A 26,104-nucleotide genomic window follows, 5' to 3' on the forward strand; every position below is an offset into this window, starting at 1 on the left:
CCGCTGCCAAAAGCCGGATGGTCGGATGAAATCCAGAGGGGGTCAAAATTGGATAAGTATTACCCCACCAGAGGGGTCAACATTCCATGCTTAAACACACGTTGAAATGACGCCGATGACGAAGTTCGAAGTATCCGGCCCCGGTGCCGAAGCGTGGCTCGATGGCATTCTCGCCAACCGCCTTCCGAAGGTCGGTCGCGTCAATCTCAGCCATCATCTGACCAAGGCTGGCGGTGTGCAGGCGGAATATGTGGTGGCGCGCCTTGAGGATGGCAGCTTCTACCTCATCTCAACGCCACGGGCCGAGCGCTGGAATTTTGATGATCTGTCGAAGCTTTTGCCAAAGGACGGAAGCGTTCAGCTACGCAATGTTACCAACGAACGCGGTTGCTTTACCGTAGTCGGGCCGAAGGCACGCGATGTTCTGCAAGGTCTGACTGAGATGGATCTTTCGAACGAGGCGTTCCCGTGGTTTGGCGTCAACTCCGGCACAGTTGGTCTCGCAACCGATGTCCGAGTGCTGCGCGTTAATTACGAAGGTGAGCTGGGCTGGGAGCTATACCATCCGTTGCCCTATCAGCGGCAATTGCTGCTGGCGATCCTCGCCGCCGGTGAGGAGCATGGTTTGAGGCTCATCGGCTATCACGCGCTGGAATTCCTTCGCCTCGAAAAATCCTACCGTGCGATGTATCGCGACATGAACCCGGAACTGACTGCATGGGAAAGCAATCTCGACCGCTTCATCCGGCTCGACAAGGGCGAGTTCATCGGCAGGCAGGCGCTCCTTCGCCAGCAGCAGAAAGGTGTGAGCAGGCGTTCCGTGACAATCGCTATCGATACGGATGGCGCGAGTTCGCTCATTCACGAAGGTGTTTATCACGACGGAGAGTTGGTCGGACGCATCACATCCGGCAGCTATGCCTATACGGTTGGTCACGATATCGCCTTTGCTCTCTTGCCGGTTGCCTTGGGAGCACCGGGAACGGAATTGGAAGTGCCAATTCTCGGCAAACTGTGCAAGGCACGCGTGATTGCGGAGTCTCCCTACGACCCCGAAGCTCTCCGTGGCCGGATGTAATGAGGAAACGACGATGAAAAACCGCGTGAAGGCGGATCGTTTGGCGTTGAGCTTGCCAACGTCAAAATGTCGATGAATCCGTTTGTTGAGTTTCGGTCGAGGAGGCCCTTTGCCTGAAAGAAGCTGGTGTCCAGCACATTGCAGACATGAGGAACTCAAAAGTCATCATCGACATTGCCGTTTATAGCCGATCTCAGATGTCCTTCACCAGGCGCAGGGCATCGTAAATTGCCGCATGGGTGTTGCGTGCGGCCACCGCATCGCCGATGCGATAAAGTTGGTAGCGACCGGCGTCGTTGCGCATGACCATTTGTGGCTGGCCGTCGATCAGGTTCTCGTAGTCGACCTCTCCGAGATTGGTCGAACTGGGCTTAAGCTCGAAGTAGAGATCGTCCAGCGGCAACGTTCCATTGTTGACGATAATCTGGTCCACGAGACGCTCCTGCTCTACGCCGCCGTAATCGCTGCCGACCTTGGCGACGATCTGATTGCCTCGCTTCTCGGCGGCTTTCAGGCGGTATGTCACGGTAAAGGTGGTATTCTGCTTTTGCAGCGAGCGCATATATGGCACGAGATTCATCGCCATGACCTCCGGCGAGAAGGAGCGGTCTGGCGTCATGATCTCGACCTTGCTGCCTGCGCCAGCAATGATTTCGGCAGCCTGTAGGGCGGCATGGTCACCGGCTTCATCATAAATGAGAACGTTGTTTCCAGGCTTCACATCGCCCGAGATGATGTCCCATGCGGACACGACGAGATCGTTGCCGGATGTCAGAACCTCCGTATCCGGCAGGCCGCCTGTCGCGATGATGACGACATCCGGGTTTTCCGCCTCTACCGTCTCGGCCTCTGCCCATGTATTGAACCGGAACATCACGCCGAGCTTCTCGCATTGGCTCATGCGCCAATCGATGATGCTGATCATCTCCTTGCGGCGATGACTCTGGGCAGTGAGCCGGATCTGACCGCCGGGGTGACTTGCCGCTTCGAAAACGACGACCTCATGGCCGCGCGTTCCCGCGACGCGGGCGGCTTCGAGACCCGCCGGACCTGCGCCGACGATCACCACCTTCTTGCGCACATCCGTCTTGGGGATGATGTGCGGCATGGTTTCCTCGCGCCCTGTCGCGGCGTTGTGGATGCAGAAGGCAAGGCCACCCTGGTAGATGCGGTCCAGACAGTAATTGGCGCCGACGCAGGGACGGATGTCATCCTCGCGCTTTTCGATGATCTTGCGCACGATGTGCGGGTCGCTCATATGCGCGCGGGTCATGCCGATCATGTCCACCTTACCGGCAGCGATCGCATGGCGGGCGGTGGCGACATCCTGGATTTTGGCGGCATGGAACGTAGGAAAGCTGGTAGCAGCGCGTATCTCGCCTGCGAAGTCCAGATGCGGCGCACTGGCCATGCCCTGGATCGGGATAACGTCGGTAAGGCCGGGATCGGTGTCGATATGACCGCGAATGACGTTCAGATAGTCGATCAGGCCGCTTTCCTTCAAGCGCCGGGAGATTTCTAGGCCATCGTCCTTTCCGGTTCCGCCGGGCAGGCTCTCGTCAGCGGTATAGCGGACACCGAGAATGAAGTCTTCGCCGACCCGCTTTCGCATGGCGGCAAAGACGTCGAGACAGAACCGCAGGCGGTTTTCGAGTGGTCCACCATAGGGGCCGTCGAGTTCGTTGGTGAGCGGCGAGGTAAATTGGTCGATCAGGTGACCGTAGGCCTCCAGTTCGACACCGTCCATGCCGCCAGCTTTCATGCGTTCGGCTGCATCGGCGAAATCCTTGATGATCCGCTCGATATCCCAATCCTCAATCTTCTTTGCTGACGCGCGGTGGGCAGGTTCCCGCCGGTGAGAGGGCGCGACAACGGGCAACCAGTCGCCCTTGTCCCAGCGCGTGCGGCGGCCGAGATGGGTGAGCTGGATCATGATGGCGGAGCCCTCCTCATGCACGGCATCGGTCATTTCGCGGACCCACGGAACGATCTCGTCCTTATAGGCCAGAAGATTGTTGAATACCGGCGGACTGTCCTTAGACACAGCCGCCGATCCTGCGGTCATCGTCAGCGCCACCCCGCCCTTGGCCCGTTCGACGGTGTAGGCGCGATAGCGCCCCTTCGGCATGCCGTCTTCTGGATAGGCCGGTTCATGCGATGTCACCATGATGCGATTACGGAGCGTCAGATGCTTGAGTTTGTACGGCTGAAGAAGGGGATCGTTCGACATTGACGGCTCCGTGCGTTGGCAATGACGTGAACGCTATTTCGAAATGTACACCACCGTCAATAAAGAAAGCATCGGCGTCAACCATTGTGACGACTACGTACATTTTTGTTGTACCTCAGCCGCGGCTTCGTTAGATATTCTCCCCATGGATCAGAGCGTCAATGAAAGCGGATGGAGAGGGTCACCCGAAGGCTGGCTGGACGCCGCCTACGAGGTTCTGCTGGATTCCGGTATAGATGCAGTGAAAATCCAGCCGCTTGCGGCAAAGTTGAAGCTCTCCCGCACCAGCTTCTACTGGTTCTTCAAGGATCGCGAAGAGCTGCTGACCGCCCTCGTTGAGCGGTGGCGGGACAAAAATACGGGCTCCCTTGTCAGGCAGTCTGAGGCCTATGCGGAATCCATCGTCGAGGCGGTGCTGAACGTCTTCGACTGTTGGCTGGACAAATCGCTGTTCGACTCGCAGTTCGAATTTGCCGTGAGAAGCTGGGCCATCCAGTCTCCTGACGTACAGGCGGAGGTGAAAATTGCCGATGAACAGCGCCTTGAGGCGCTAAAGCACATGTTCCTTCGATATGGCTTTTCCGAGAGGTCGGCCGATGTGCGATCGAGAACGATGTATCTCGTTCAGATCGGCTATATCTCGATGCAGTCGCAAGAAGATCTCGAAACGAGAATGCCGCGTATCCCAGAATATGTGGAAATCTACACCGGCAAGACCCCGCATCAGCGCGAACTTGATCGCTTATATGCAAGGCATCGGTACGAACCGCCGAATGAGTGATCGGGGTGACGCGATCATAACGGGCTGGGATCATTCGCGGCGTCGGATGACCTTACGGATACTTGCTCCTTACGCTTGCCATTATTTGCAGCAAATCGTCGGTAAACTGTAAGCGTTGCTGGTGGAGATCAAATGAAATCAGGTATCGTGTGGTGCGCGGTATTTTACATGCTTCTAACTTTTCAGGCCGCAGCGCAATATTACGACCCTTACTATGATCAGCCCGGGGATTACCGGGAGAGCGTTCCTTACGAGGATGACGACACGTATTACGAAAGGCCGCTCGCGCTGCGCTCTTATGATCGTGCTCCATTCTATGAAGAGCGTGGCACGTATGATCGTCGCCGCTCCGCGCAAGGTTCGGTCGGTAACATCGTCATCGTTACCAGTGAGCATACGCTCTATTACACCTCGCCGACAGGAGAGCAGTTTGCCTATCCGATTGCTGTTGGCAGAGAGGGCAAGCAATGGGTTGGTTCGACCCGGGTCGTTTCAAAAAAGGAATATCCCGAGTGGCGGCCAACGGCGGAGATGCGCCGGAAAAACCCTAAGCTCCCAGAGGTCGTCCGGCCTGGGCCATCAAACCCGCTTGGAACACGCGCGCTCTATCTTGCCGACGGTCTTCTGCGGATACACGGCACCAATGATCCTGCATCCATCGGGACTAATGCCTCGAGCGGATGTTTCCGAATGTATCGTCAGGATGTCGAGCAGCTTTATGAAATGGTGAGAGCCGGGACGCCGGTGACGGTCCACCGATGACCATTTTGCTGTTTAGACAGGCAGCACGAGGCGGAAAAGATGAAGCAGCTTGACTTCACCATCCGGCTCATTGCTGCCTTTACTGTTCTCGCACTGCTGATCGTCGCCCAGGGTCTGCTCAATCGTCATATCGCGACAGTGGCAGAGCAACAGGTCATTCGTGGTCGATATGCCGGCGATCTCCTCTCCGGCATGCTGGAACTTTCTGCAACGAAACAGAGACTGCGTGCATGGTCTCTGCGTGCGCTGATCGGCGCGGAACACGCGCCGGGAGATGGCGAAATGCTGCGTGCGCATATGGCCGCAACTATTGCGCAACTCCAGCGGATCAGCCGAGATACCCGCGAGATGGATCGCAGCGCCAACGCATTGACAGGTGACGATGACGCACGCGATGACGCCTTGCGTCTGATATCCGGCAGTGTCGTTGCGTTGAAACCGGCTATTGAGGATATCAGGTCTCACACAGGCGCCGAAGATGCGCGCACGGCGTGGGCATCCATCGAGGCAATCTTCGATCAGGGGGCCGGGCGAGATCTTCGTGAGGTGCTCAACAATACGATCTCCCAAGAGCGATCCCAGCTTGTCCGTACAAGGGAAAATGCGGATGCGGCGCTGCTGAGACTTAATCGCGTGTTGGCATTTGTCACATTCTTCATCGCTGTGATCGGCATGGGTCTGGCATATGCGGTTGCTAACGCTGTTCGCCGCCCGCTGCTACAGATGTTGGAGGGGGCAAAAGCATACGAATCCGGGAAACTCGAGCATCGCATTCCGGTGACCACAGGCGACGAGTTCGGACGGTTTGCTGCCAGCATCAATCGCATGGCGTCGGAATTGTTGGTGAGACGCAATGAGGAAGCCAACCAGCGGCTCATTCTTGAACAGCAGGTCAAGGAGCGCACGGCTGCCCTCGAAGATGCTCTGTCGCGATTGCGTGCTTCCGAGGGCCGTCGCTTGAGCCTGCTTGCCGATATCAGTCACGAACTTCGCACACCTACCACCGCCATTCGCGGGGAAGCCGAAATCGCACTGCGCAGCTCGAAGACGGACTATGACTATCGTGGATCGCTCGAGCGTATCGGGCAGGCCGCGGGCCAGATGAGCAGCCTGATTGATGACCTTTTGCTGATGTCGCGAGGACAAAACGAGTCGCTTGTGCTGAACAAGGAGCCAGTCGATATCGCAGGTCCGCTTGAAGAGGCGCTTTTGAGTGCCTCAGCACTGGCCAATCAATGTGGCGTGACCATTGTGACGTCCATTGATGACACTGAGGTCATTGTCTTGGGAGACCCTATTCGATTGCGGCAGATCATCGCTATCCTGCTCGACAATGCTATCCGCTATTCACCACGCAATACTAAGATAGACGTCCGCACGAAAATGCGTGAGGAGGTCTGGGAACTCATCGTCCATGACCAGGGCATCGGTATCGACACTGATGATCTCAAGCATGTGTTCGAGCGCAATTTCCGGGGCGATAACGCACGACGGCACCGTCCGGAAGGCACAGGTCTTGGTCTTTCCATAGCCAGTCACCTTGTGTCGCTACACAGTGGAACGATCTCGATTGACAGCGAAAGCGGGGAGGGAACCACCGTATCTCTACGGCTTCCCTTGCATCGGACCAATGCTGTTCCCGAAATTTCCATGGAGCAGCATAATTGAATTTATTGATTATAGAAGATGACCCCAGAGTGGCAGATTTCCTGGAGCGCGGACTTCGCGCGGAAGGATATGCGGTAACAGTTGCGCGAGACGGTCCAAGCGGGATCGAGCGCGCCCATGAGCTTTGGAAGGAATGGCTATCCGCCGGCCAAAGCGGTGTTATCCTGCTGGACGTCATGCTGCCGATCATCAATGGCTCGGATGTGTGCCAGACGCTGAGGGCAAGCGGAATATCGTCGCCGATCTTGATGTTGACGGCGCTTGGCTCGGTTAATGATCGAATTTCCGGCTTGCGGATGGGGGCAGATGACTATCTTGTCAAACCGTTCGCCTTTGAGGAGCTCCTTGCCCGGATTGAAGCTTTGATGCGTCGGCCCGTCGATATTCGGCCTCTCGCGGATAGGACACTCTCCGTCGGTGCGCTGGAACTGGACCGGGAATCCATGCGCGTCACGGTATCTGGTAACGAGATTAGCTTGACCGCCAAGGAGCTGGCGCTGCTGGAGCTGTTCATGTCGGCGCCGGGACGCGTTTTGAGCCGCGAAAGGATACTCGCAAATATCTGGGGCGCGGGCGAAGATCCGCTGACGAATGTCGTGGATGTCTATGTGCGACGCTTGCGCGCGAAAATCGATAGTGGGTCGGACGATCGCTCCTGTATCACGACCGTCCGTGGGATTGGCTACCGTCTGGAGCACAATCGGTAAATGCGGTTATTTAGTTTGATAGGGCAATGAGGAATGGTGCTGTACGATCCTGATAACGCCCGCGTCGTCCTTTTTGAAGGTCCATGACTTATCGACGGTCGTCACTTTCCCGTCCTTGTCGGTGAATGACACCTTGCCAAGTGTCGTTGCATATTCGCCGTCGAGGAGGATTGCGGCATTCTTCACGTCAACCTGACGCCATCCCTTTAGCGCGAAGCCGGTGTCGGCAGGGTACTTAGAATTCTGCCCGACGAAATAGGCCAACGCCCCTTCTCGATCGGTTCTAAATGTCTGCGGCTCTTGTGTTAGCGTCGGCTTGAAGAGAACGGGGCCTAATTGATACCCATAGGCAGCGTCGATAACATTGGCTGCCATGACCTGAGCCGCCTCAGCACCTTTTTCTTCATGCTCCTTCGATATGGCAACGAGTGCATCGCCCCAGGCTTTCTGCGTTGATAGAACCTCGTCCTGGCTGATCGATCCGTTATGAATCTCGACAGCGCTTGCTCCACCAGTGGCCAGTAGCAGAGCCGTTCCGGTAACGGTCATCGCTTTTGCGATCAAACGCATTTCTTTCTCCTGTTTGCTTGCTCAAACTGAGCGACAAACGGACTATGAATTGCGGAGCTGTAAGTGGCATGGCTGCTTCATGAACAGATTATGGATGGACGATTAACACTCTCTGCGGTGATGAAGCGTTGAAATTACCATCATGCGGAGCAAGGGATTATCCTCGTACACGTAACGGTACTGGCAGAAAAGCCAACGGCCAGGTTTGAAAGCATGTCGCGTGAAAAACGAGTTAGGCGACACGTGTTAGTGTTCGCATGTCTTCATTGCAAAGCCGCCCACCATTGCAAGACAGGCTTTAACTCATTGAAAATTCTTTCTGTTACATCAAAAGCGAAGGTCGCTTAGCGTCTCAGGCCGTTTTACGGATCGAAAGGCTCAGCGAGTGAGCCGCTTCGCTTTCGTTCTTGTTCCAGCGTTCAAAAGCTGCGCGTCCGAGAATGGCGATGGAGGTATCCTCCTGCGGCGCGTGGACGAGGACGGATTGAACATCGCGAAAATGACGCTCAAGCCCCAGATCTTCGCTAAGGCCGGGATTGCCGATGCCCCGCACCGCGATCTGAACTGCATCGCGTATCTGTCGTCCCGCAAGAAGTCTTGCGCGGATAACCCGCTCCGCATCGCTCAAATCCCCATCGAGTGCTCCGAAGATAATTTGCCGAGCTCCGGACACAAGGAGATCTATTTCCCCGGAAAGTGCCACGAAGCGTTCGGTTTTTGCGATGGAATGACCGAGATTTGCGGGAACGCGTTCGTGTGCGAAACGAATGAACGCCTCTTGCGCTGCCTCTGCCGCGCCGAGATAGATCGCCGTCAATGCAAGGTTGATGGCGGCGTGACTGCGATTATCCTGTCGTGCAGCAGTCGGGTCCGTCAATTCAAGCACATGTTCGGCAGGGATCTCAACGTCCGTAAATTCCACGTCGTGCGATCCGGTCGCTCGCATGCCTAGACTTTTCCAGTTCTCGATAATGGTAATCCCCGGCGTTCCGTTTGGAACGACGAAGGTACCGACGCGGGACTGAACCTCATCCGTATGCGCCCAGACGAGGAAATGTGTGAGACCATAAGCGCCCGTCACGAAACGCTTTTTGCCTGAAATTGCCCAGCCATTGGCGGTGCGGCGCGCACGTGTTGCAGGCAGGCCGCCGCGCGCGGGCGAACCGAGTTCCGGCTCCACGCGCGCCGCGTTCAAAAGCAGGGGCTGGTTGCGGGCCTGGGACAGAAGCTCGCGATAGAGACCCTCGGGCCAGTGCCCTTTTGCGGCCTGACCCAGATGATTTAAGATCGTCATGGCACTGATAAGCGCAACCGACGGATCACCGCGCCCAAGTGCTGCAAGAATATGTGCTGCTGTGCTGAGCGTACCGCCAGGACCGCCGTATTGCGTGGCAACGGTGCTTTCGAGAAGACCCGCCTCGTGGACGGCGCGAATGCCGGTCCAGGGAAAGTGACCGGTCTGATCCGCCTCTGGCGCCGCCCTCGCAACAACACGCACAGCAGCTTCAAGTGCGGTAGGATCATAAGACATGTAGTTACGACCTTTTAGATGGCGGCGCAGTATCGTCGCCTTTTCCGATTGGGAGACTACCCGGTTGAGATACCGGACGCCGGGGATCAGGCAGCGGCCTTCTTTTTCGCTTCTTCGCGTTCACGGATTCCTTCGCGCACGAGAGGCAGGACATATCGACCGTAGTCGACAGCATCGTGGAAATTGTCATAACCTCGGATGGAGATCAGGTCGCAACCGAGATCGATGTAATCGAGAATGGAGTCGGCGATGGTGCGGGGCGATCCAACGAGTGCAGTCGTTGCGCCGCTTGCATTCGTGGCTGTCACTGTTGGATACCACAGCGCCCGGTCGTGAACATCGCCCCGCTTCGCGATGTCCAGAAGTCGTTGGGAGCCGATATTGGCGGGTGTCGCCGCATTGACAGACGCACGGGATACGCCTTTCTGGCGGTTCGCGTTCAACTGGTCGAGAACGCGATGCGCTTTTTCCCAGGCAAGTTCGTCGGTTTCCGCAATGATCGGGCGAAAGGTCACCCAAATGCGTGGGCGGTCCACCCGACCTGCTTTCGCAGCTTCCGCATAGATGCGATCGATCTGCTCCTTGGTCTCCTTGAGCGGCTCACCCCAAAGTCCGAAGATATCGCAGAGCGAGCCGCCGATGCGGTAGGCGGCATCGGAAGAGCCGCCAAGTGAAATCGGTATGTGCCCATTGGTTGGACGCAACGCACTGCGGAACTGTTTGAACTGATAGTACTGGCCATCGAAATCGAAGGGCTCGGTCGATGACCATGCCAGGCGCAGAATGCGGATATATTCTTCCTGACGCTCGTAGCGCTGCTCTTTGTTCAGGAAATCGCCCTCGCGTGCCTGCTCCTCGTCACTGCTACCTGCAATGAAGTGGACCACTACCCGTCCACCACTTAACTGGTCCAGTGTCGCAAGAGACTTAGCCGCAACCGTTGGGTACACGGTGTTGGGACGCAGCGCGACGATGATCTTGATGTTCTTGGTATGCGCCAGAACCGTCGCGCCAAGAGTGAAGGGATCGAAGGAGGAAGAGGAGTAGGGGATGAGCGTGTAATTAAACCCGTAGTCATCCAGCGCCCTTGCGTAACGCTCGAGAAAAAGCGGATCGACCGGAGCATCCGGGATAGGGTGCAAGTCATTGGACGCGTTGGCAAAACTGACGCTGATGAATTCCGCAGTCATGGTGGCTCCTCGGTGTTTCTGAAATCGTTGAGTTGAAACTACGGCTTGCAGCACGAGAGATGAAGACAGGTCTTTCTATTTCTATTGAATATGTAGAAAATATTGCCTGTCTGCGCCTGTGGATTGAAATTGGTGGGTGACTAGCGGTCAGAGGCGGGGCCGGATGCCCCGCCAGATCATCACGCTCGCTCTGTGTCGGGAACGCGTTGCAACTTTGGTGAGGGTAACTGGACCGTGGCGAGGCCTGACGGAATAGATGCCAGCAATGCCGCAGTGTAGCCGTGCCTTGGATTGGTAAAGATGTCGGTCACGCTTCCATGCTCAACGATGCGACCCTGCCGCATTACGGAAACAGTGTGCGCAAGCTGACGCACCAGCGCGAGATCATGTGAGACGAAGACATAGGTCAAGCCGAGTTTTGCCTGAAGAGATAGCAGCACCTCGACAATATCTGCCTGAACACTGACATCCAGTGCTGAGGTCGGCTCATCCAGAACAATGACATCCGGCTTCAAAACCAGAGCACGTGCGATTGCCACGCGTTGCCGTTGCCCGCCCGAAAGCGCGGAAGGCCTGCGTTGCAGCAAGTGATCATTGAGACCGACATTCGCAATTGCTTCCTTCACCGCGCTCGTACGTTGTGCAGGCGTACCGATCTTGAATCGATCAAGGGGCTCGCGAATGAGTTGTTCGACTTTCCAGGATGGATCGAGTGAGGTGAAGGGGTTCTGGTATACCAGCTGCAAATGTCGCCAGACGGAGCGAAGAGACGTGCGGCTTTTGCTCGTGACGGTATCTCCACCGACATTGATCGAGCCAGCTTCCGGCTCCTCCAGGCCTAACAGCAAACGTATCGTCGTTGTCTTGCCTGAGCCGGATTCTCCAACCAGTGCGTGGGTCGTGCCAGCGGCGACATCGAACGATATATCGTCGACCGCGGTCAATATCTTGCCATCGACGGCAAATCGCTTGGTGATGCCTTTTACCGCGATTTTTAGCGCAGCCGGATCTGCGGAGCGGCTGAACCCGGGATCGCGGAGCCTGGCATAACGGTTCGGATTGAGTGCGGGAACATCACCATGCAGCTTCCGGGCATAAGTCGAGGAGGGCGATGAGAAGACGGATGACGTGCGCCCAGCCTCCTGAACGGCACCGTTCTTGAGGACGACGAGACTATCGGCGCGCTCTGCCGCAATAGCGAGATCATGCGTGATGAGCAGCAGACTGATGTCGAGTTCTTCCTGTAATCGCGATAGCAGATCGAGAATCCGCTTCTGAATGGTAACATCGAGAGCGGAGGTAGGCTCGTCTGCCACGAGTAGGGCTGGCCGAGGCAGAATAGCGAGCGCAATCAGTACGCGTTGCAGCATTCCGCCTGAGAGCTGGTGCGGGTATGAATCGAAGGTGCGCTGAGGATTGTCGAGGCCGACTTTGGCAAATGTTTCGAGGATAAGCGCCTTTTGGAGCGCCGGAGTTGCTTCATCGGTGAGTGCGGCGGCCTCAAGTGCCTGAGAGCCGATTGTTCGGACAGGGTTCAGGGCGTTGCCCGGGTCCTGCGGCACGAAACCAATGTTTCGACCGCGATAAGGTCGGAACCGTCTTTCCGATAGACCGAGAACTTCCTGTTTCTCGAATATGACCTGACCGCTTGCGGTCGCGCCGCTCGGGAGAAGCCGCAGGACGGCCTTGGCAATGGTGGATTTTCCCGACCCGGATTCTCCAATCAGAGCAAGGCTCTCACCGCGTCCGATTTCGAAGCCGACATTATGGACGACTTCCTGCCGACCATAAGAGACAGAAAGGTTTTGCACGTTCAGCAGAGGAACGGCTGGGCTGAGTGAGGGAGCCACGAATTCGGTTGTGGCGGGCGCTTTTTTCAGTGCGATTTGCGAAGCCATCGGCTGATCCTGTTGACAGAGAGGACGGTCACGATCGTAACGAGCGCGGGTGCATAAACGAGCCAGGGCCATTTCAGGTAGTCCTTGCCGATCGAAATCAGCAGGCCCCAGTCGGAGGAGGGTGGCGGATCGCCGTAGCCAAGGAAGGCAAGGCCTGCGATGACGAGAATGGATTCGCCGAATTGCAGTACGGCAAGTGACAACATCGAGCGGGATGCATTCGGCAGCACATGTCTCAGCACGATAAAGCTGCGCGAACCGCCGAGAAGGAAAGAGGCTTCAACAAAGGTCGCCTGCCGTGTCTTGATGACTTCGGCGCGCGCGACGCGGGCGAAAAAGGCAATGGCTGAAATCCCTGTGGCGATGGCTGCGTTGATCGTCTCAAAACCGATTGCAGTCACGATAATGACGGCAAGCAGAAATTTGGGGATCGACAGCAGCACGTCGACAAGGCGGGCGAAGACCACATCGACCCAGCCGCCGAAAAATCCGGCCAAAAGTCCAATCAGACCGCCGACCACGACCCCGATGACAACGGCGACCAACGCGCTCGAAACCGATGAAGACGTGCCGTAGACAACGCGCGTGTAGAGGTCGCGTCCCAGATGATCCGTACCGAACCAGTGTGATAGACTCGGCCCAAGCAACTTGTCAGCAGGAACGCCGCTGATGGGGCTATGACTGGTGAAAAGCTGAGGCGCGACCGACCAGGCGATGACGATTGCGATCACCACGAAGGATATGACGACGGCTGGCGTGAGGTTCAGCGATCTGAGCTTTTCGAGAGGACTGCCGATAGAGACAGGGTTAGAAATGAGGCTCATGGCTTTGCTCCTGTCTGCAGGCCAAGTGGTTCATTAAGTTGCCGCCGCTTGCGGCCCACAATCACCTTCACGCGCGGATCGAGCAGCGGATAAAGAAGATCGGCAACGAGATTGACCACCACGAAGATGACGGCTCCGAGCGAGACGATGGCCTGAAGAACCGGCAGATCCTGCGTGCTGACCGAACGCTGTACCAGGCTACCAATACCGGTGCGCCCAAAAACGGTTTCGGTGATCAGGGAGTTGCCCAGCAATTCTCCAACGGTGAGCGCGATGACGGTGACGACCGGCAGCGAGGCGGGCTTCAACAGATGGGTGGTGAAAAGTTTCCGTGGCGTGATCCCTCGGCTTCGGGCAACCGCCGCGTAATCCTGCTCCGCCTCATGATCCAGATTGGCAATCAGCACTTCCGCAATTTGCGCCGAAAAAGGAATGCCGATTGTGATTGCGGCGAAGAACGTAGCCCAGAAGCTGTCTGGCTCGATGACACGAAACAGCCTGAGCTGAAAACCGAACAGGTGGATCAGAAAAAGGCCGATGACGAAGTTGGGCGTCGAAAGAAAGAGAGATGGGAAGGCTCGAAGCACATCCTGCCCATATTTCTTCGGCAGAACCTGCGTTCCGTAGGCAACTGCAAAAGCCAGCAAAAGGGCGACCGCCAGGCCGGACGCAGCAAGAATGAGCGTCGACGGCAGGACTTCGGCAATCAGTGTCGCGACTGGTCGATTGGAGCGCATAGACATGCCGAGATCGCCGGTAAGAAACGCAGACAACGAATGCCAGAGCTGCACGATGATCGGCTGGTCCAGCCCCTGCGCCGCAATGATCTCGGCAATTGCCTGTTCCGTAAAGCCATTCTGCGGGTTGCGCAGCACGCTGGTTATCGGATCGCCAGGCAGAATGCTGACGACCACGAATGTGAAGACATAGGCCAGAAGGATGACGACAATCGCCTGGCCGAGCCGCTTTGCGGCGTAGGTTAGATAGGCATTGCTCATGCCGTCACCTCCTTGATGGGGTTCAAATCCTATTCGGCGAGGTAGGCGGTGTAGTAGCTGGCATAGGCCACGCCGTTGTAGACCTCGCCCTTGAGGTTTGGAGACTGGACATAGATGCGCTGGACGATTTGCGTACGCGGGATGAAATAGCCCTGCTCAAGTACGTATTTCTGCAATTCATCCAGAAGCGGCTTGCGGTCCTCGACGGAACCCGCGCTGGAGATTTTATCGCGCAGATTGTTCAGTGTCGTATCGCGATCATCGAGTGCGAACCAGTTCTCTCCGTTATTGGCATTGGTGAGAATTCCTGCCACGGTGCCTGCATCGATGAAACTGCGTGTGATGTCATATGCTGGCACTGTAGGGCTGCCGTATCTCACCTTTTCACCGAAGGTTACGACGTCGTAAGCCCGGATCACAGTTTTCCAGCCGATTTTGGCGAGCTGTTGAGATAGGAGCTCGTCTATTGCCTTGGACGTTGCGAGATAAGGCGTCGAATGAAGCGTCAGTTCAAGCGTCTTGCCATCCTTGGTTCGGAAGCCATCGGCACCTTTCTTCCAGCCTGCCTCGTCCAGAAGCTTTTCAGCCCTGTCGGGATTGTATGCCAGAAGATCAGAGTGATCCGTAGCTCCCGGAACGTTGCTCTGAATGAAGGAGGTTGGAAACTTCCAGTCAGGCGTATAGACTGTGTCTATGATTTCCTGGCGATTGATGCCGGATTGAAGAGCCTGGCGTACCTTCACATCGTCATAGGGTGACAGCTTGGTGTTGATGGCCCAGCCGTTTACGAAACCGAGATAGCGAGGCGTCGCAACCGTAAAACCCTCTTCCTTTAGCGATTTCAATTCTTGGGGCGATGCATTGTAGGCGACGTCAGCCTGACCGGATTGAACTGAGGAAACGCGGAGCGATGGCTCGGTCACGAGCTTGTAGGTGATGGTGTCGAGGTAGGCAGGCCCTGTATGCCCCACAGCCGCCGGACCCCAGTTGTAGTCCTTGCGCTTTACGAGAGTGACGTGGTCGCCTTCTTTCCAGGATTCCACGACATAGGGGCCGCTTCCGGACGTCTTGCCAAGATCCGCCTGCACGGTGGCCGGCTGAGAAAGTGTTTTTGGCGAAATAAGAATAGAGCCGTGATATCCAAGCGTCGGGATGAATCCCAATGTGGGCTTTTTGAAATAGACCTTGACGGTGGTGGCGTCGAGGGCTTCGGCGCGGTCATAGGTCTTTGGGAACAGGCCGATCGGATTGATGCCTTCGTTCTTGCGGCCCGCATACCAGATATCGAGATTGGCAACCACTGCCTTTGCATCCAACGGTTCGCCATCGGAGAAGGTCACGCCGTTTTTAAGGTGAAGCGTAAACTCCGTGGCAGTGTCGTTTTGCTCCCACTTCTCCGCAATCCAAGGGCTGACGTTACCTTCGGCATCCACATAGAGCAGCTTATCCGCGACATGGCCCCAGATGTGGCCCTGGAAACTGGAGATTGCGCTGTTGTTTGGAATCCAGTTATCGCCCAGAGAGTCGATGAGGAACGTGATGTCGCCACCCTCACGCGGCGCATCTGCTGCTTCAGCTGTCAGCGGCGCTGTCGTTGAGAGAAAGAGCGCTGCGGAAGCCGCAAGAGAGGCGGTGAACAGCAGTTTGCGCCGGGAGAAAATCAAGGAAGAGAGACGTCTTGTCATAATGCAATCCTGAAAGAAAATCGAAATGAATTGATTGGCTTTTTGCAATCGCGCCAAGGCGCACGGGAGCGCTCCACGGACCACGCCCGATGGTTTCAAAAGCCTGTTGATGTTGGAGATGGGGCGCCTTGGTGGCTGACGAAATTAGCTTGCTCTGCCAACCCGTGAAGCGCGCCCGCTTCTACATAATTCGTTCATGGCGCAGTCCCCTGCCGTTTGATGTTCATCCTGCCTATAACGTAGCAGCCGCGCTCAATAGAGAAAGACTAGTTGTTCTTTTTCTATTGATTTAGAGGATTATTTTGTTGCCTGTTCAGCCCTGTTTTGGATCGTGGTTTCAACGAGGCTTTCGGCACGCAATCGAGCGGACGAATGTGCCACCCGACCGATGACTGCGGCTTCGTCGGTCTGCGCAAATTTCATCGCTCTGAAAATTCTGACCTCGGGGAGATCGCCCGTGTAGCGCTCGATCCCGACCCGCGCGATCTGCCCGGTGGAACCCTGTGCAAGTTTAGAGGTGCCGACGTCACGGGTGAGAATATTGGGATTGCCGTGAACACACATGGTCGTCTCGGCGGCTGGATCGTCAGGCTCGAACCACGCGCCCGTCGCAAGTTGCATGACCCCGATCATGACATCTTCGCTAAGGACTGCCGCTGCCAGGCAACTGCCGCGACCATTGAAAAGCCTGACAATATCGCCATCACTGATCCCGCGTTCAGCAGCATCGCTTGGGTGGATACGCACCGGTTCCCTGTCACGGATTTTGGTCGAACGGCTATAATTGCCGTAATCGAGTTGGCTGTGCAGCCGTTGAAAAGGCTGATTGCAAACGAGGTACAGTGGGTGAATGCTCGTTTCTGAAGCTACGTCGTGTCGCGCGGGATACCATTGGGGATGACCGCTGCAATCATCGTAGCCAAAGCTTTCCACGGTCTTGGAAAAGATTTCGATTTTGCCGGAAGGCGTGAGCAGCGGTTTTGACTGGGGATCAAGTCGAAACCCGGTCGCCGGACCTCCGTCATCGGGTTTCGTTGGAAGAGCAAGTTCACCGCGCTGCCAGAACGTATCGAAATCCGGCGCGTCATGTCCCTGTGTTTGCAGCGCCGATCGGGTTTTGTCATAGAGAAAAGCGAGCCAATCCTGACTGGAGCGTCCCTCTGTAAAGGTATCGAACGTGCCGATGTGGCGGGCAATTCCAGCGAAGATGTCGTAATCGTCTCTGGCCTCTCCAACAGGGTCCATAACACGCTTCATTGCGATCATCAGTGGGTCGCGGTCGGCTGCGCCAATATCATTGCGTTCCAGGGTTGTCGTTGCGGGAAGCACGATATCTGCGTGTCGTGCAGTCGAGGTCCACGCGGATTCATGAACGATGATCGTCTCAGGGCGCTTGAATCCGGACCTCAAGCGATTGATATCCTGGTGGTGATGAAACGGGTTGCCCCCCGCCCAATAAACGAGGCGGATGTCAGGATAGTGCAGGGCGTGGCCGTTATAATGAAACTCACCGCCGGGATCGAGAAGCATATCTGCTATCCGGGCGCAGGGAATGTAGTCCGTGACCTGATTTTTGAACTGGTCGAGTGTCGGTAGGGGAACTGACAGCAGGTTTTTGCCGATATTACCAAGCGCGCCGAGGGAGTAGGAGAACCCACCGCCATCTAGTCCGATCTGGCCAAGCATTGCTGCAAGCACTATTCCCATCCAGACCGGCTGTTCACCAAAGTCTGCGCGCTGAAGGGAGTGGCTGACGGTAATCAATGTTCGATGGCCTGCCATCCTTCGCGCCAGGGCTCGGATTGCCTCTGCGGCGATGCCGCAGATTGAGGCTGCCCATTCCGCGCTCTTGGGCTGCCCGTTATCCTCTCCCAAAAGATAATTCTCGAACTTTTCATAGCCCACTGTGTAGCGCTGCAGGAACGTTCGATCGTGCACGCGCTCGCTGACAAGGCAGTGCGCAAGTCCAAGCATAAGCGCGACGTCGGTGCCGGGCCTGGTCGGGAGCCATTCAGGGTTCAGGTCTGCGGCGAAATCATCCTTGAGGGGGCTCACAGAAATGAAGCGCGCCCCTCGCTTGCGCGCGCCTGCCAGTTTTTGCCGCACCGTATGCTGGCTTATGCCACCGCCGTGGACATCTGCGTTCTTGATCGCCATTCCACCAAACGCCAGCACGAGCTCAGTGCTCCGCTCTATGGCGTCCTAGGTTACGCTTTTGCGGTCGAAGCTGTCATAGGGGCCAAGAACATGCGGAATGATGACCATCGCCGCGCCCGAACTGTAAGTGTTGACAGACCGTACATAGCCGCCAAGGGTATTGAGAAATCGATGGATCTGGCTTTGGGCATGATGAAATCGACCGGCGCTCGCCCAGCCATAGGAGCCGCCGAAAATGGATGCGGGGCCATGCAGATCATAGACGCGGCGAAGTTCTGCGGCGACAAGCATTTCGGCCTCCACCCAGGATACTTCGACAAACTCATCAATGCCGCGTCGTTGTGCGTGATGGTCATCGGCTTCCAGCCATCCTCGCCGAACAGCCGGACGCCTGACGCGGACCGGGCTGTCCGCAACAGCCGAAAGGTTGCCGAGCAAGGGCGAGGGGTGCGGATCTTTCTTGTGCGGCCTTATCTCCAATCGGCCATCGGTAATGCGTCCGGAAGAAGCGCCCCAGTGAGAACTGTGGGTCTTAAAACTATTCATCGTCACACTCACCTTGGCCGGGAAATCATGGGTGCCGCTCAGGCAGAATTTTTCCTGGATTCATGATGCCTGAGGGGTCGATGGCCTGTTTGATGACAGTCATCAGATCGACCGCATCCCCGTGCTCTTCCCGCAGATAGTCGATTTTGCCGGTGCCGACGCCGTGCTCACCGGTCGAAGTGCCGCCTACCGATATCGCATGGAGAACCATCTTCTTGTTGATGGCCTGAACCTCGGCAAGCTCTTCTGGATTGGTCGGGTCTACAGCAAACACGACATGGTAATTACCGTCGCCGACATGCCCGAGAATGGCAGCGGGGACGCTACAATCTTTCAGAAGCTCGCGCGTGGCGACGATGCAGTCGCCAAGCTTCGAGACCGGTACGCACACATCCGACGACCAGCCTTTGGCGTTTGGCCTCTGGGAAACGACGGCATAGAAGGCGTTATGGCGGGCCTTCCAGAGCCGATTACGATCCTCAGGGGCGTTTGCCCATTCGAAGTCCTTGCCGCCATTCTCTTCGACGATCGACGAGACCATCTCGACCTGCTCCCGTACGCCCGCAGGCGAACCGTGAAATTCGAAGGCCAGAGTGTCGCGAATTTTTAGATCCAGCCCTGAATAGGCATTGACGGCTTCGATCAGGTCGCGATCCATCAGTTCCATTCGGGCGACAGGAATACCAAGCTGTACGACTTGAATGGCCGCCGCAACCGCTTGCTCGATGTTCCCGAAAGAGCAGAGGGCCGCCGAGATGGTTTCGGGGATACCGTAGAGACGAAGCGTGATCTCGGTGATGATGCCGAGCGTGCCCTCCGAGCCAACGAAGAGCCGCGTCAGATCATAACCGGCTGATGATTTTCGTGCCCGACCCCCGGTTTTAATGATCTGTCCGCTCGGTAGCACCACCGTCAGGCCAAGCACGTTTTCGCGCATGGTGCCATAGCGCACCGCATTCGTGCCGGACGCACGGGTAGCGGCCATTCCGCCTAGAGATGCATTCGCACCGGGATCGATTGGGAAAAACAGTCCCAAATCCCGCAGGTGGGCATTCAGCTGCTCACGGGTTACCCCAGCTTGGACGGAGCAATCCAGGTCTTCCGGGCTGACACGAAGAACCTGTGACATGCGTGACAAATCGATAGACACGCCGCCGTGAACCGCAGAGAGGTGCCCTTCGAGTGAAGTACCGGCGCCGAAGGCGATGACCGGGACGTTTTCCTCGGCGCAGAGCGCCACGATCTGGGACACTTCATCGGTCGTTTCGGCAAAGGCCACAGCGTCGGGAAGGGATGCGGCGTGATGTGCTTCCCCACGCCCATGCTGTTCCCTTAAGGCGGTCGATGTGGAATATCGCTCGCCAAGCAGGTTTCGCAAGGATTGCGAGAGGGCGACAGACAGTTTTGTCATGTTAACTTCCCTGGCAACCAAGCGCGCCCGGCGACGTGCCGGGGCCTCGGCTGCTTTCTTGAGGCACTGGTTCTGCCTCTTTCAATATTCCGCTGTTCAGGCGACGAGCCGCTCGCCATTGAGATGGCGCTCAAGGAAAGGAAGGCTGTCCTGCCCCCAATAGAGTTCGCCTTCGTAGCGATAGGTCGGTACGCCGAAAACGCCTGCGACTTTAGCTGTCTCGTAACTCGCCTTCAGCTGTGCTGCTACCTCGGCGCTTTCGCTGTGCTTGATCAGTCGGTCGCCGTCAAAGCCCGCGCCATCCGCAATCGAGCGGCGGATTTTGAGATCGCCGATGTCTTCGCCGCGTGACCAGAATGCCGATTGAAGCGCCAAGGTCAGCGTGAGCCAGTCTGCACCGGCCTCGATAGCGGCTGCCACGAGCGCGCCCGCAGGTGCTGGATCGGAAAGCGCCGCACGGTTGTCGAGGCTGAGTGTCTTGCCACGCAATGCGGCCCAGCGCTTGAGGTCCTTCGTCCAATAGGCACGGCGAACCTCGGGCCGATTACGAGAATAGATACCACCATTTTCTTCGATTAACGCAATGACATGGGGCCTGACGGTCGCGCCATACTTCTCCGCGAGTGCGGTAAAGGGCTCCAGTCCAATGTAAGCCCAGGGTGAGCCGATGCTGAAGAAGTAATCGATCGTCTTTGTCATTATGCATGCTTTCTATCATAGTGGTGGGTGGAGGATGTCGCATCGAAAACGGACATTGCGCAGTCACGCGCCAGCAACACCGCTTTCGGGTCGCGTCCAACAGCGACGGTCGCAAGAGCCCCTTCGTAAAGAAGTGAAAGATGGACTGCGGCGAAGCTGTCTCTGCTTCCCGATCTCTCTATGACTGCGGAAAAGATGTCGCTAACCATTGCCTTGTGATGGCGCGCTACCGAACAGACTTTTTCGGAATCTCCGTGCTCGGCAACGGCCAGAGCGAAAGCACACCCCCTGAAATCCGGGCTGTCCGCTTTTTCGTAGAGGCGCTGGAAGATCGATCTTATCTGTTCCTTCGGCGATATGGTCGAGGAGAGTACCTCTTGCAGCGATTGTATAACGCGCTCATGCCGAGCTGATAAATAAGCGGCAACAAGGTGGTCCTTAGAGGGGAAGTGCCTGTAGAGCGTCGCCTTAGCGACCTTCGCCTCGTCAATGATACGATCAATGCCGACGGCTCTGATCCCTTCGCGATAGAAGAGTGCGCCCGCTGCCTCAAGAATGTGTTCTGATATAGCTTCTTTCATTGCGTCGCTTCACAGTGTCAGGTTCGGAATCGGCGGATTATTGGCTGGATTGCATCTTCGCATCAGCATCCAGATCATCCGGCGGAAGACGGCACGTTGCGATCCGTAAGCGTAGCGATCGCATGTAACGGCAGCGGTTCCGTGAAGGCACCTTTGAGGGCGAGCTGACCCGCCAAGATTTGAACGGCCGCATTATAGGGGGTGGGGACACCATGAAGGCGGCCTAGAAGAACAACTTCGCCATTGAGGAAATCGACTTCACTAGACGCCCCTCGCACAAAGCTTTGCCAGGTGGACTGCTGCCCAGCGGAAATTCCACTGTCAGGCGCAACCCGCCATTTCGAAATATCGATACTCCGTTCCGATGGGGAGGCAACATCGTAGCCTGCGGCTGAGAGCGCTCGTCCCGCCTCCTCCACGAGGGATGCGCTGATCTTGTCTCGCAGATGAGCGTCACCTTCAAACAACTCCAGCACATTGCGAACATTATGAAGGAGTTTCGCAGCCTTCCATCGACGAATATCGGCAGTCGTTTCAGCAATATAGCCAGCGTTGTTCAAGTCTGCCGCAATTTTATCGCTGACGTCATCACGTCCTTCAGGGAAACGTCCGATCGTCACGATGCCAACATACGGATCTCCTGCAACCGCGATTTTTCCAGTCTCGGTGAAACGTGCAGGCGTCATTATGCTTGCCCCGTAGACGCGGGCAAACGTTCTTAGCGCAAACGCTTCCGTGGCGAGGCCGTTTTGGAAAGTGACGACCGGCAAAGACGATGCAGCTAGCGTGGCTTCAGTTACGGCTTGCCATGACCAGAAGGCGAGTGCGCTGGCCGCGTCCTGGGATTTTACCGTGAGCAACAAAATATCGCCCTGTCGCAAGGCTGGCGGCTCACTCAGGTCGAAGATTGAGAGTTCGACCTGACGTGTGCCGTCAGGCCTGCGGAATGTCAGGCCATGCTCTTTGATATGTTTTGTGTGAGCGCCCCGGCCGACCAGAACATAGTCGATGCCGGATAAGGCGAACTGGGCCGCCAGGCTTGCGCCAACGGCACCAGCCCCGATTATAACGTAGCGGGTCATGAAATGACTTAGCCTCCACTCAGTGACGAACGTTCACAGATCGAACAATGAGACAGACTGTATGAGGCTAAAGATTCAAGAGGAAGACCGGTCATTCTATTTCTACTGAATTAATAGAATATTGTTCCTGCTTGGCATCAGGGACGTCAAGCAGAAACCTACTTCAGTTCGAATTGTCCGAGCATCTTAATTGCGTCTTACAAGCCCTTCAACGGCATCGTCGAACAGCATCTTGGAGTAGGGGTGATGCGTTACGCCGCGCTGCAAGTCGTCTTTTGTCAGTTCATCGACGAAGTTGCCACTTTGCATGACGAGGATGCGATCGCACATATGTGCAATGACTGAAAGATCGTGGCTGACGAGAACATAGGTCAAGTTTCGCTGGTCTCTGAGATCGCAGAGAAGGTTGAGAACCTCGGCCTGCACAGAAACGTCGAGGGCAGATGTGGGTTCGTCAAGGAGAAGAATTTCCGGTTCCAGCATCAGTGCGCGGGCGATTGCGACACGCTGCCGCTGGCCACCTGATAACTGGTGGGGAAAGCGATCGCCAAACGCGGCTGGCAGGCCCACACGTTCCAGCGCCCCCGCGACCTTGTCCCAGCCTGAGCCTATTCCCATAGCCCTTATCGGCTCCGCCAGAACAAGTCCTATTCGGTGTCGTGGATGAATAGAGCCGTACGGGTCCTGAAAGACCATCTGAGCGAGCAACAGTTGTTCTTTACTGCGTTGGCGATCGACCGGCGTGCCGGAAAGGAGAATTTCTCCTTCCCAATGGCGGTCCAGCCCGGCAAGCGAGCGGAGCACGGTCGACTTTCCGCATCCGGATTCTCCCACTATGCCCAATGTCTCGCCTTTCTTTACGGAAAAGCTGGCCGAGTTCACGACCTGTTTGCGCTCGTTTCCCTGCCCGAACGCGACAGTTAAATCTCTTACTTCGATCATGCCATTCTCCCGGCTTCGGCGATGGCCTGACGATCCAGCACTTGCAGTCGGCGAACTGGATTTTTCGGGTCGGGCATCGCAGCAATGAGCCCTTTCGTGTAAGGATGCTTCGCGTCTTCCAGATTTGTAAGGGTTTCCACAACGCGGCCCTGGTACATCACCAGAATCTTTTCGCAGAACGATGCCACCATCCTTATGTCGTGGCTGATGAGGAGTAGCGCAGAGTTGTTTTCGCGCACCAGTTCATCGAGAAGTCTAAGTACGTCACCCCGAACACTGACATCCAGTGCCGAGGTGGGCTCGTCCGCAATAACCAGCCGAGGTTTGGCGAGCAGCATCATTGCGATCATCACGCGCTGCCCCATGCCGCCGGAAATCTGGTGCGGATAAAGCTCCATCGTCCGCGCTACATCGGCAATCCGAACCTTGGCGAGCATTTCCGCTGCGCGGTCATAGGCGGCTTTCTTGCCGATCTTCTGGTGAAGGATCGCAGCTTCCGCTACCTGTTTTCCAACTTTGAGAACAGGATTGAGAGAGTAGCGCGGGTCCTGCATGATGAGTGCGATACGGTTGCCGCGCAGACTTCGCATCGTTTTCTCGCTTCGTGAAAGAAGCGGCGCGCCTTCGAAGTTGAGCGTGGTCGCGTCCACACGGGCGGAGGGTGGAAGCAGCCGCATGATCGCGCGGCCTAGAGTGGACTTGCCTGAGCCGGACTCTCCCACGACGCCGACGCGCTCGGCGCGGATGTCCAGGCTTACACTTTGGACGGCCGGCAAGGCTGCCCGCCCGAAGCGTACCGAAAGTTCGCGAATTTTGAGGATCGTCTCGTTATCTTGCATGGCGTGGATCCAGAATATCGCGAAGCGTATCGCCGACGAGGTTGAAGGCAAGGCTCGTCAAGAGAATGGCGATGCCGGGCATGACCGCGACCCACCAGTTATCGAGCATGAACTTTCGTCCGTTCGAAATCATCGCACCCCACTCCGGGGATGGTGGCTGTGCGCCAAGACCAAGGAAACCGAGCGCTGCGGCAGTGAGAATGACGCCTGCCATGCTCAAGGTCAGGCGCACGACGACGGACGGAATGCACATGGGTGCGATGTAAAGAAAGAGCAGACGGATATTCGACGCACCATAAAGCCTGGCCGCTGCGACGTAATCCGTGTTGCGAACGATCAGTGTTTCAGCGCGTGCCAGACGCGCAATCGGCGGCCAACCCGTAAGCGATATGGCGATGATGGCCGTATTCAGCCCAGCACCAAGTGCAGCGGCGAAGGCGAGAGCAAGGATCAGTGACGGGAAGCTGAGGACGATGTCCGTCGCCCGCATCAGGAATGCATCCGTTCGTCCCCCGGCAAAGCCAGCGACTGTTCCAATGAGCAAACCCAACGGTCCGACGATGAGGGAAACGGCCAGTACGGTCTGGATTGTGATGCGCGTACCGTAAATCAGGCGAGAGAGGATATCACGACCGAATTCGTCTGTTCCGGCCCAATGAGCAAAGCTCGGCGGGCGAAGCGCTTCCGAGAGGTTCTGCGAAGTTGGACTGTACGGCGCGATCCATGGTGCGAGAATGGCGACTACGACAAGCAAAAGCAAAACGGCAAAACCGAACATGCCCAGCGGTTCATCTGCTAATTTGCTGAAAAAGCTTTTAAAGCTCGTAATAGCACGCACACCGACACTCAAGGGTTGGTGGGGTAGGGCTACTTCGGGATTGGCACTCATGTCGTCACCTCTCGGGTGCGCGGATCAAAGACCAGATAGGCCAGATCGGAAATAAAGTTCAGGGCCATGAAGATCAGGCCGATGATGAGCGTACCGGCAAGCACGGCATTCATGTCCCCGGTCATCAGGGCATTGGTCATGTACTGACCGATCCCCGGCCAGGAGAACACGATCTCCGTCACCACCGCACCCTCGAGCAGTCCGCCGTAAGAAATCGCCAGCACCGTAATCAGCTGCACTGCGATGTTGGGCAGGAGGTGGCGGGTGACGATGCGTATGCTGGAAGCGCCCTTGGCGCGTGCTGCAACCACATAGTCCTGATTGAGCTGCTCCAGCGTGAAACTGCGGGTCATGCGGGTGATATAGGCCATCGCGGAATAGGCCAGAATGCACGCTGGCAAGATGATATGATGTACCGCGTTCCAGAATACTTCATTATCCCCGGCCAACAGACTGTCGACGAGCAGCAGTCCAGTGCGTGGCTCAACGAGGCCTTCGAGATACACGTCTACGCGGCCCGGACTACCAACCCACGCAAGCCCCGCATAAAAGATGACCAGACCGACAATGCCGAACCAGAAAACGGGTATGGAGTGACCAACAAGGGAGATGACGCGGACGAACTTGTCGAACCAGCTGTCGCGGAAGAATGCCGCGATCATGCCGAGTGGAACGCCGAGCGTAGTTGAGATGATGACGGCAAGCGTCGCGAGTTCCAGCGTCGCGGGGAATGCCTTGGCAAGGTCTTGGGTTACCGGATTACCGGTCAGGATGGCCGTTCCCAGATCACCTTGCAGCAGCGAAGAGAGGTATAGCCAGAACTGGTGGTAGATCGGCAGGTCGAGACCAAGCTTTGCCCGCATGGCGGCATAGGCGGAAGGATCTGCCAGTTCGCCAACGATGGCGCCCACTGGATCGGTCGGTAGAATCCGACCGATCACGAAGGTTACAACAAGCAGGACGAAGAGACTGACCAATAGGTGACCAAGGCGCTTCGCCAGCTCTATGAGCGTAAACTCTTTCATTGCGAGACGCC

Annotated in this window: 21 protein-coding genes and 1 pseudogene; 5 read left to right on the top strand and 17 right to left on the bottom strand. The window is 56.6% G+C overall.

What is annotated here, in order from left to right; all coding sequences use genetic code 11:
- Positions 1-115 precede the first annotated feature (115 nt).
- Complete coding sequence (locus tag G6L28_RS18355) at positions 116-1,078, top strand: aminomethyltransferase family protein (protein ID WP_234902639.1); 963 nt, start codon at positions 116-118, stop codon at positions 1,076-1,078.
- 193 nt (positions 1,079-1,271) lie between these two features.
- Here the strand turns inward: G6L28_RS18355 and G6L28_RS18360 are convergent, their stop codons facing one another.
- Positions 1,272-3,308 (bottom strand): NADH:flavin oxidoreductase, encoded by a 2,037-nt coding sequence (locus tag G6L28_RS18360; protein ID WP_174065272.1) that lies wholly within the window; start codon positions 3,306-3,308, stop codon positions 1,272-1,274.
- 145 nt (positions 3,309-3,453) lie between these two features.
- Between G6L28_RS18360 and G6L28_RS18365 the strand changes: the two genes are divergently transcribed.
- The 4 genes from G6L28_RS18365 to G6L28_RS18380 all read left to right on the top strand — a co-directional run bounded on the left by G6L28_RS18365 (position 3,454) and on the right by G6L28_RS18380 (position 7,226).
- The gene (locus G6L28_RS18365; protein ID WP_174065273.1) at positions 3,454-4,089 is read left to right on the top strand and encodes a TetR/AcrR family transcriptional regulator; all 636 of its coding nucleotides are present in this window, start codon (positions 3,454-3,456) and stop codon (positions 4,087-4,089) included.
- A 132-nt stretch (positions 4,090-4,221) separates the two neighbouring features.
- Positions 4,222-4,851, top strand: coding sequence for a L,D-transpeptidase (locus tag G6L28_RS18370; RefSeq protein ID WP_174065274.1), 630 nt, complete (start codon positions 4,222-4,224; stop codon positions 4,849-4,851).
- A gap of 39 nt (positions 4,852-4,890) precedes the next feature.
- A complete protein-coding gene (locus G6L28_RS18375) occupies positions 4,891-6,519 on the top strand; it encodes a sensor histidine kinase (protein WP_174065275.1) in 1,629 nt (542 codons plus the stop codon).
- Between the two features lie 5 nt (positions 6,520-6,524).
- Positions 6,525-7,226, top strand: a complete 702-nt coding sequence (locus G6L28_RS18380) for a response regulator transcription factor (protein ID WP_234902644.1) — start codon at positions 6,525-6,527, stop codon at positions 7,224-7,226.
- Positions 7,227-7,232: 6 nt separating this feature from the next.
- Here the strand turns inward: G6L28_RS18380 and G6L28_RS18385 are convergent, their stop codons facing one another.
- The 16 genes and pseudogenes from G6L28_RS18385 to G6L28_RS18460 form a co-directional block, all read right to left on the bottom strand.
- Positions 7,233-7,796: a hypothetical protein gene (locus G6L28_RS18385; RefSeq protein ID WP_174065277.1), complete on the bottom strand. Its 564-nt coding sequence runs from the start codon at positions 7,794-7,796 to the stop codon at positions 7,233-7,235.
- Between the two features lie 352 nt (positions 7,797-8,148).
- Complete coding sequence (locus G6L28_RS18390) at positions 8,149-9,327, bottom strand: acyl-CoA dehydrogenase family protein (protein ID WP_174065278.1); 1,179 nt, start codon at positions 9,325-9,327, stop codon at positions 8,149-8,151.
- Positions 9,328-9,413: 86 nt separating this feature from the next.
- Positions 9,414-10,517 (bottom strand): LLM class flavin-dependent oxidoreductase, encoded by a 1,104-nt coding sequence (locus G6L28_RS18395; protein ID WP_174065279.1) that lies wholly within the window; start codon positions 10,515-10,517, stop codon positions 9,414-9,416.
- A 179-nt stretch (positions 10,518-10,696) separates the two neighbouring features.
- Complete coding sequence (locus tag G6L28_RS18400) at positions 10,697-12,415, bottom strand: ABC transporter ATP-binding protein (RefSeq protein WP_174065280.1); 1,719 nt, start codon at positions 12,413-12,415, stop codon at positions 10,697-10,699.
- Positions 12,394-13,239, bottom strand: a complete 846-nt coding sequence (locus tag G6L28_RS18405; RefSeq protein ID WP_174065281.1) for an ABC transporter permease — start codon at positions 13,237-13,239, stop codon at positions 12,394-12,396. The genes G6L28_RS18400 and G6L28_RS18405 overlap by 22 nt, the downstream gene beginning before the upstream one ends.
- Positions 13,236-14,237, bottom strand: coding sequence for an ABC transporter permease (locus G6L28_RS18410; protein ID WP_174065282.1), 1,002 nt, complete (start codon positions 14,235-14,237; stop codon positions 13,236-13,238). The genes G6L28_RS18405 and G6L28_RS18410 overlap by 4 nt, the downstream gene beginning before the upstream one ends.
- A gap of 29 nt (positions 14,238-14,266) precedes the next feature.
- Positions 14,267-15,922 carry an ABC transporter substrate-binding protein gene (locus tag G6L28_RS18415; protein ID WP_174065283.1) on the bottom strand — a complete coding sequence of 552 codons (1,656 nt, stop codon included), beginning with the start codon at positions 15,920-15,922 and terminating at the stop codon, positions 14,267-14,269.
- Between the two features lie 297 nt (positions 15,923-16,219).
- Positions 16,220-18,625 (bottom strand): annotated as a pseudogene (locus G6L28_RS18420) (molybdopterin-dependent oxidoreductase).
- Between the two features lie 25 nt (positions 18,626-18,650).
- Positions 18,651-20,036 (bottom strand): FAD-binding oxidoreductase, encoded by a 1,386-nt coding sequence (locus tag G6L28_RS18425; protein WP_174065284.1) that lies wholly within the window; start codon positions 20,034-20,036, stop codon positions 18,651-18,653.
- Positions 20,037-20,132: 96 nt separating this feature from the next.
- Positions 20,133-20,735: a 2-hydroxychromene-2-carboxylate isomerase gene (locus tag G6L28_RS18430; protein WP_174065285.1), complete on the bottom strand. Its 603-nt coding sequence runs from the start codon at positions 20,733-20,735 to the stop codon at positions 20,133-20,135.
- A complete protein-coding gene (locus tag G6L28_RS18435) occupies positions 20,735-21,316 on the bottom strand; it encodes a TetR/AcrR family transcriptional regulator (RefSeq protein ID WP_174065286.1) in 582 nt (193 codons plus the stop codon). The genes G6L28_RS18430 and G6L28_RS18435 overlap by 1 nt, the downstream gene beginning before the upstream one ends.
- A gap of 74 nt (positions 21,317-21,390) precedes the next feature.
- Positions 21,391-22,398, bottom strand: a complete 1,008-nt coding sequence (locus G6L28_RS18440; RefSeq protein WP_174065287.1) for a ketopantoate reductase family protein — start codon at positions 22,396-22,398, stop codon at positions 21,391-21,393.
- Positions 22,399-22,584: 186 nt separating this feature from the next.
- Positions 22,585-23,340, bottom strand: coding sequence for an ABC transporter ATP-binding protein (locus G6L28_RS18445; RefSeq protein WP_174065288.1), 756 nt, complete (start codon positions 23,338-23,340; stop codon positions 22,585-22,587).
- Positions 23,337-24,179, bottom strand: a complete 843-nt coding sequence (locus G6L28_RS18450) for an ABC transporter ATP-binding protein (protein ID WP_174065289.1) — start codon at positions 24,177-24,179, stop codon at positions 23,337-23,339. Before G6L28_RS18450 ends, G6L28_RS18445 begins: the two co-directional genes overlap by 4 nt.
- Positions 24,169-25,068 carry an ABC transporter permease gene (locus tag G6L28_RS18455; RefSeq protein ID WP_174065290.1) on the bottom strand — a complete coding sequence of 300 codons (900 nt, stop codon included), beginning with the start codon at positions 25,066-25,068 and terminating at the stop codon, positions 24,169-24,171. The genes G6L28_RS18450 and G6L28_RS18455 overlap by 11 nt, the downstream gene beginning before the upstream one ends.
- Complete coding sequence (locus tag G6L28_RS18460) at positions 25,065-26,093, bottom strand: ABC transporter permease (RefSeq protein WP_174065291.1); 1,029 nt, start codon at positions 26,091-26,093, stop codon at positions 25,065-25,067. The genes G6L28_RS18455 and G6L28_RS18460 overlap by 4 nt, the downstream gene beginning before the upstream one ends.
- Between the last annotated feature and the right edge of the window lie 11 nt (positions 26,094-26,104).

The sequence above is a fragment of the Agrobacterium larrymoorei genome, assembly GCF_013322225.1.
Classification (GTDB): domain Bacteria; phylum Pseudomonadota; class Alphaproteobacteria; order Rhizobiales; family Rhizobiaceae; genus Agrobacterium; species Agrobacterium larrymoorei_A.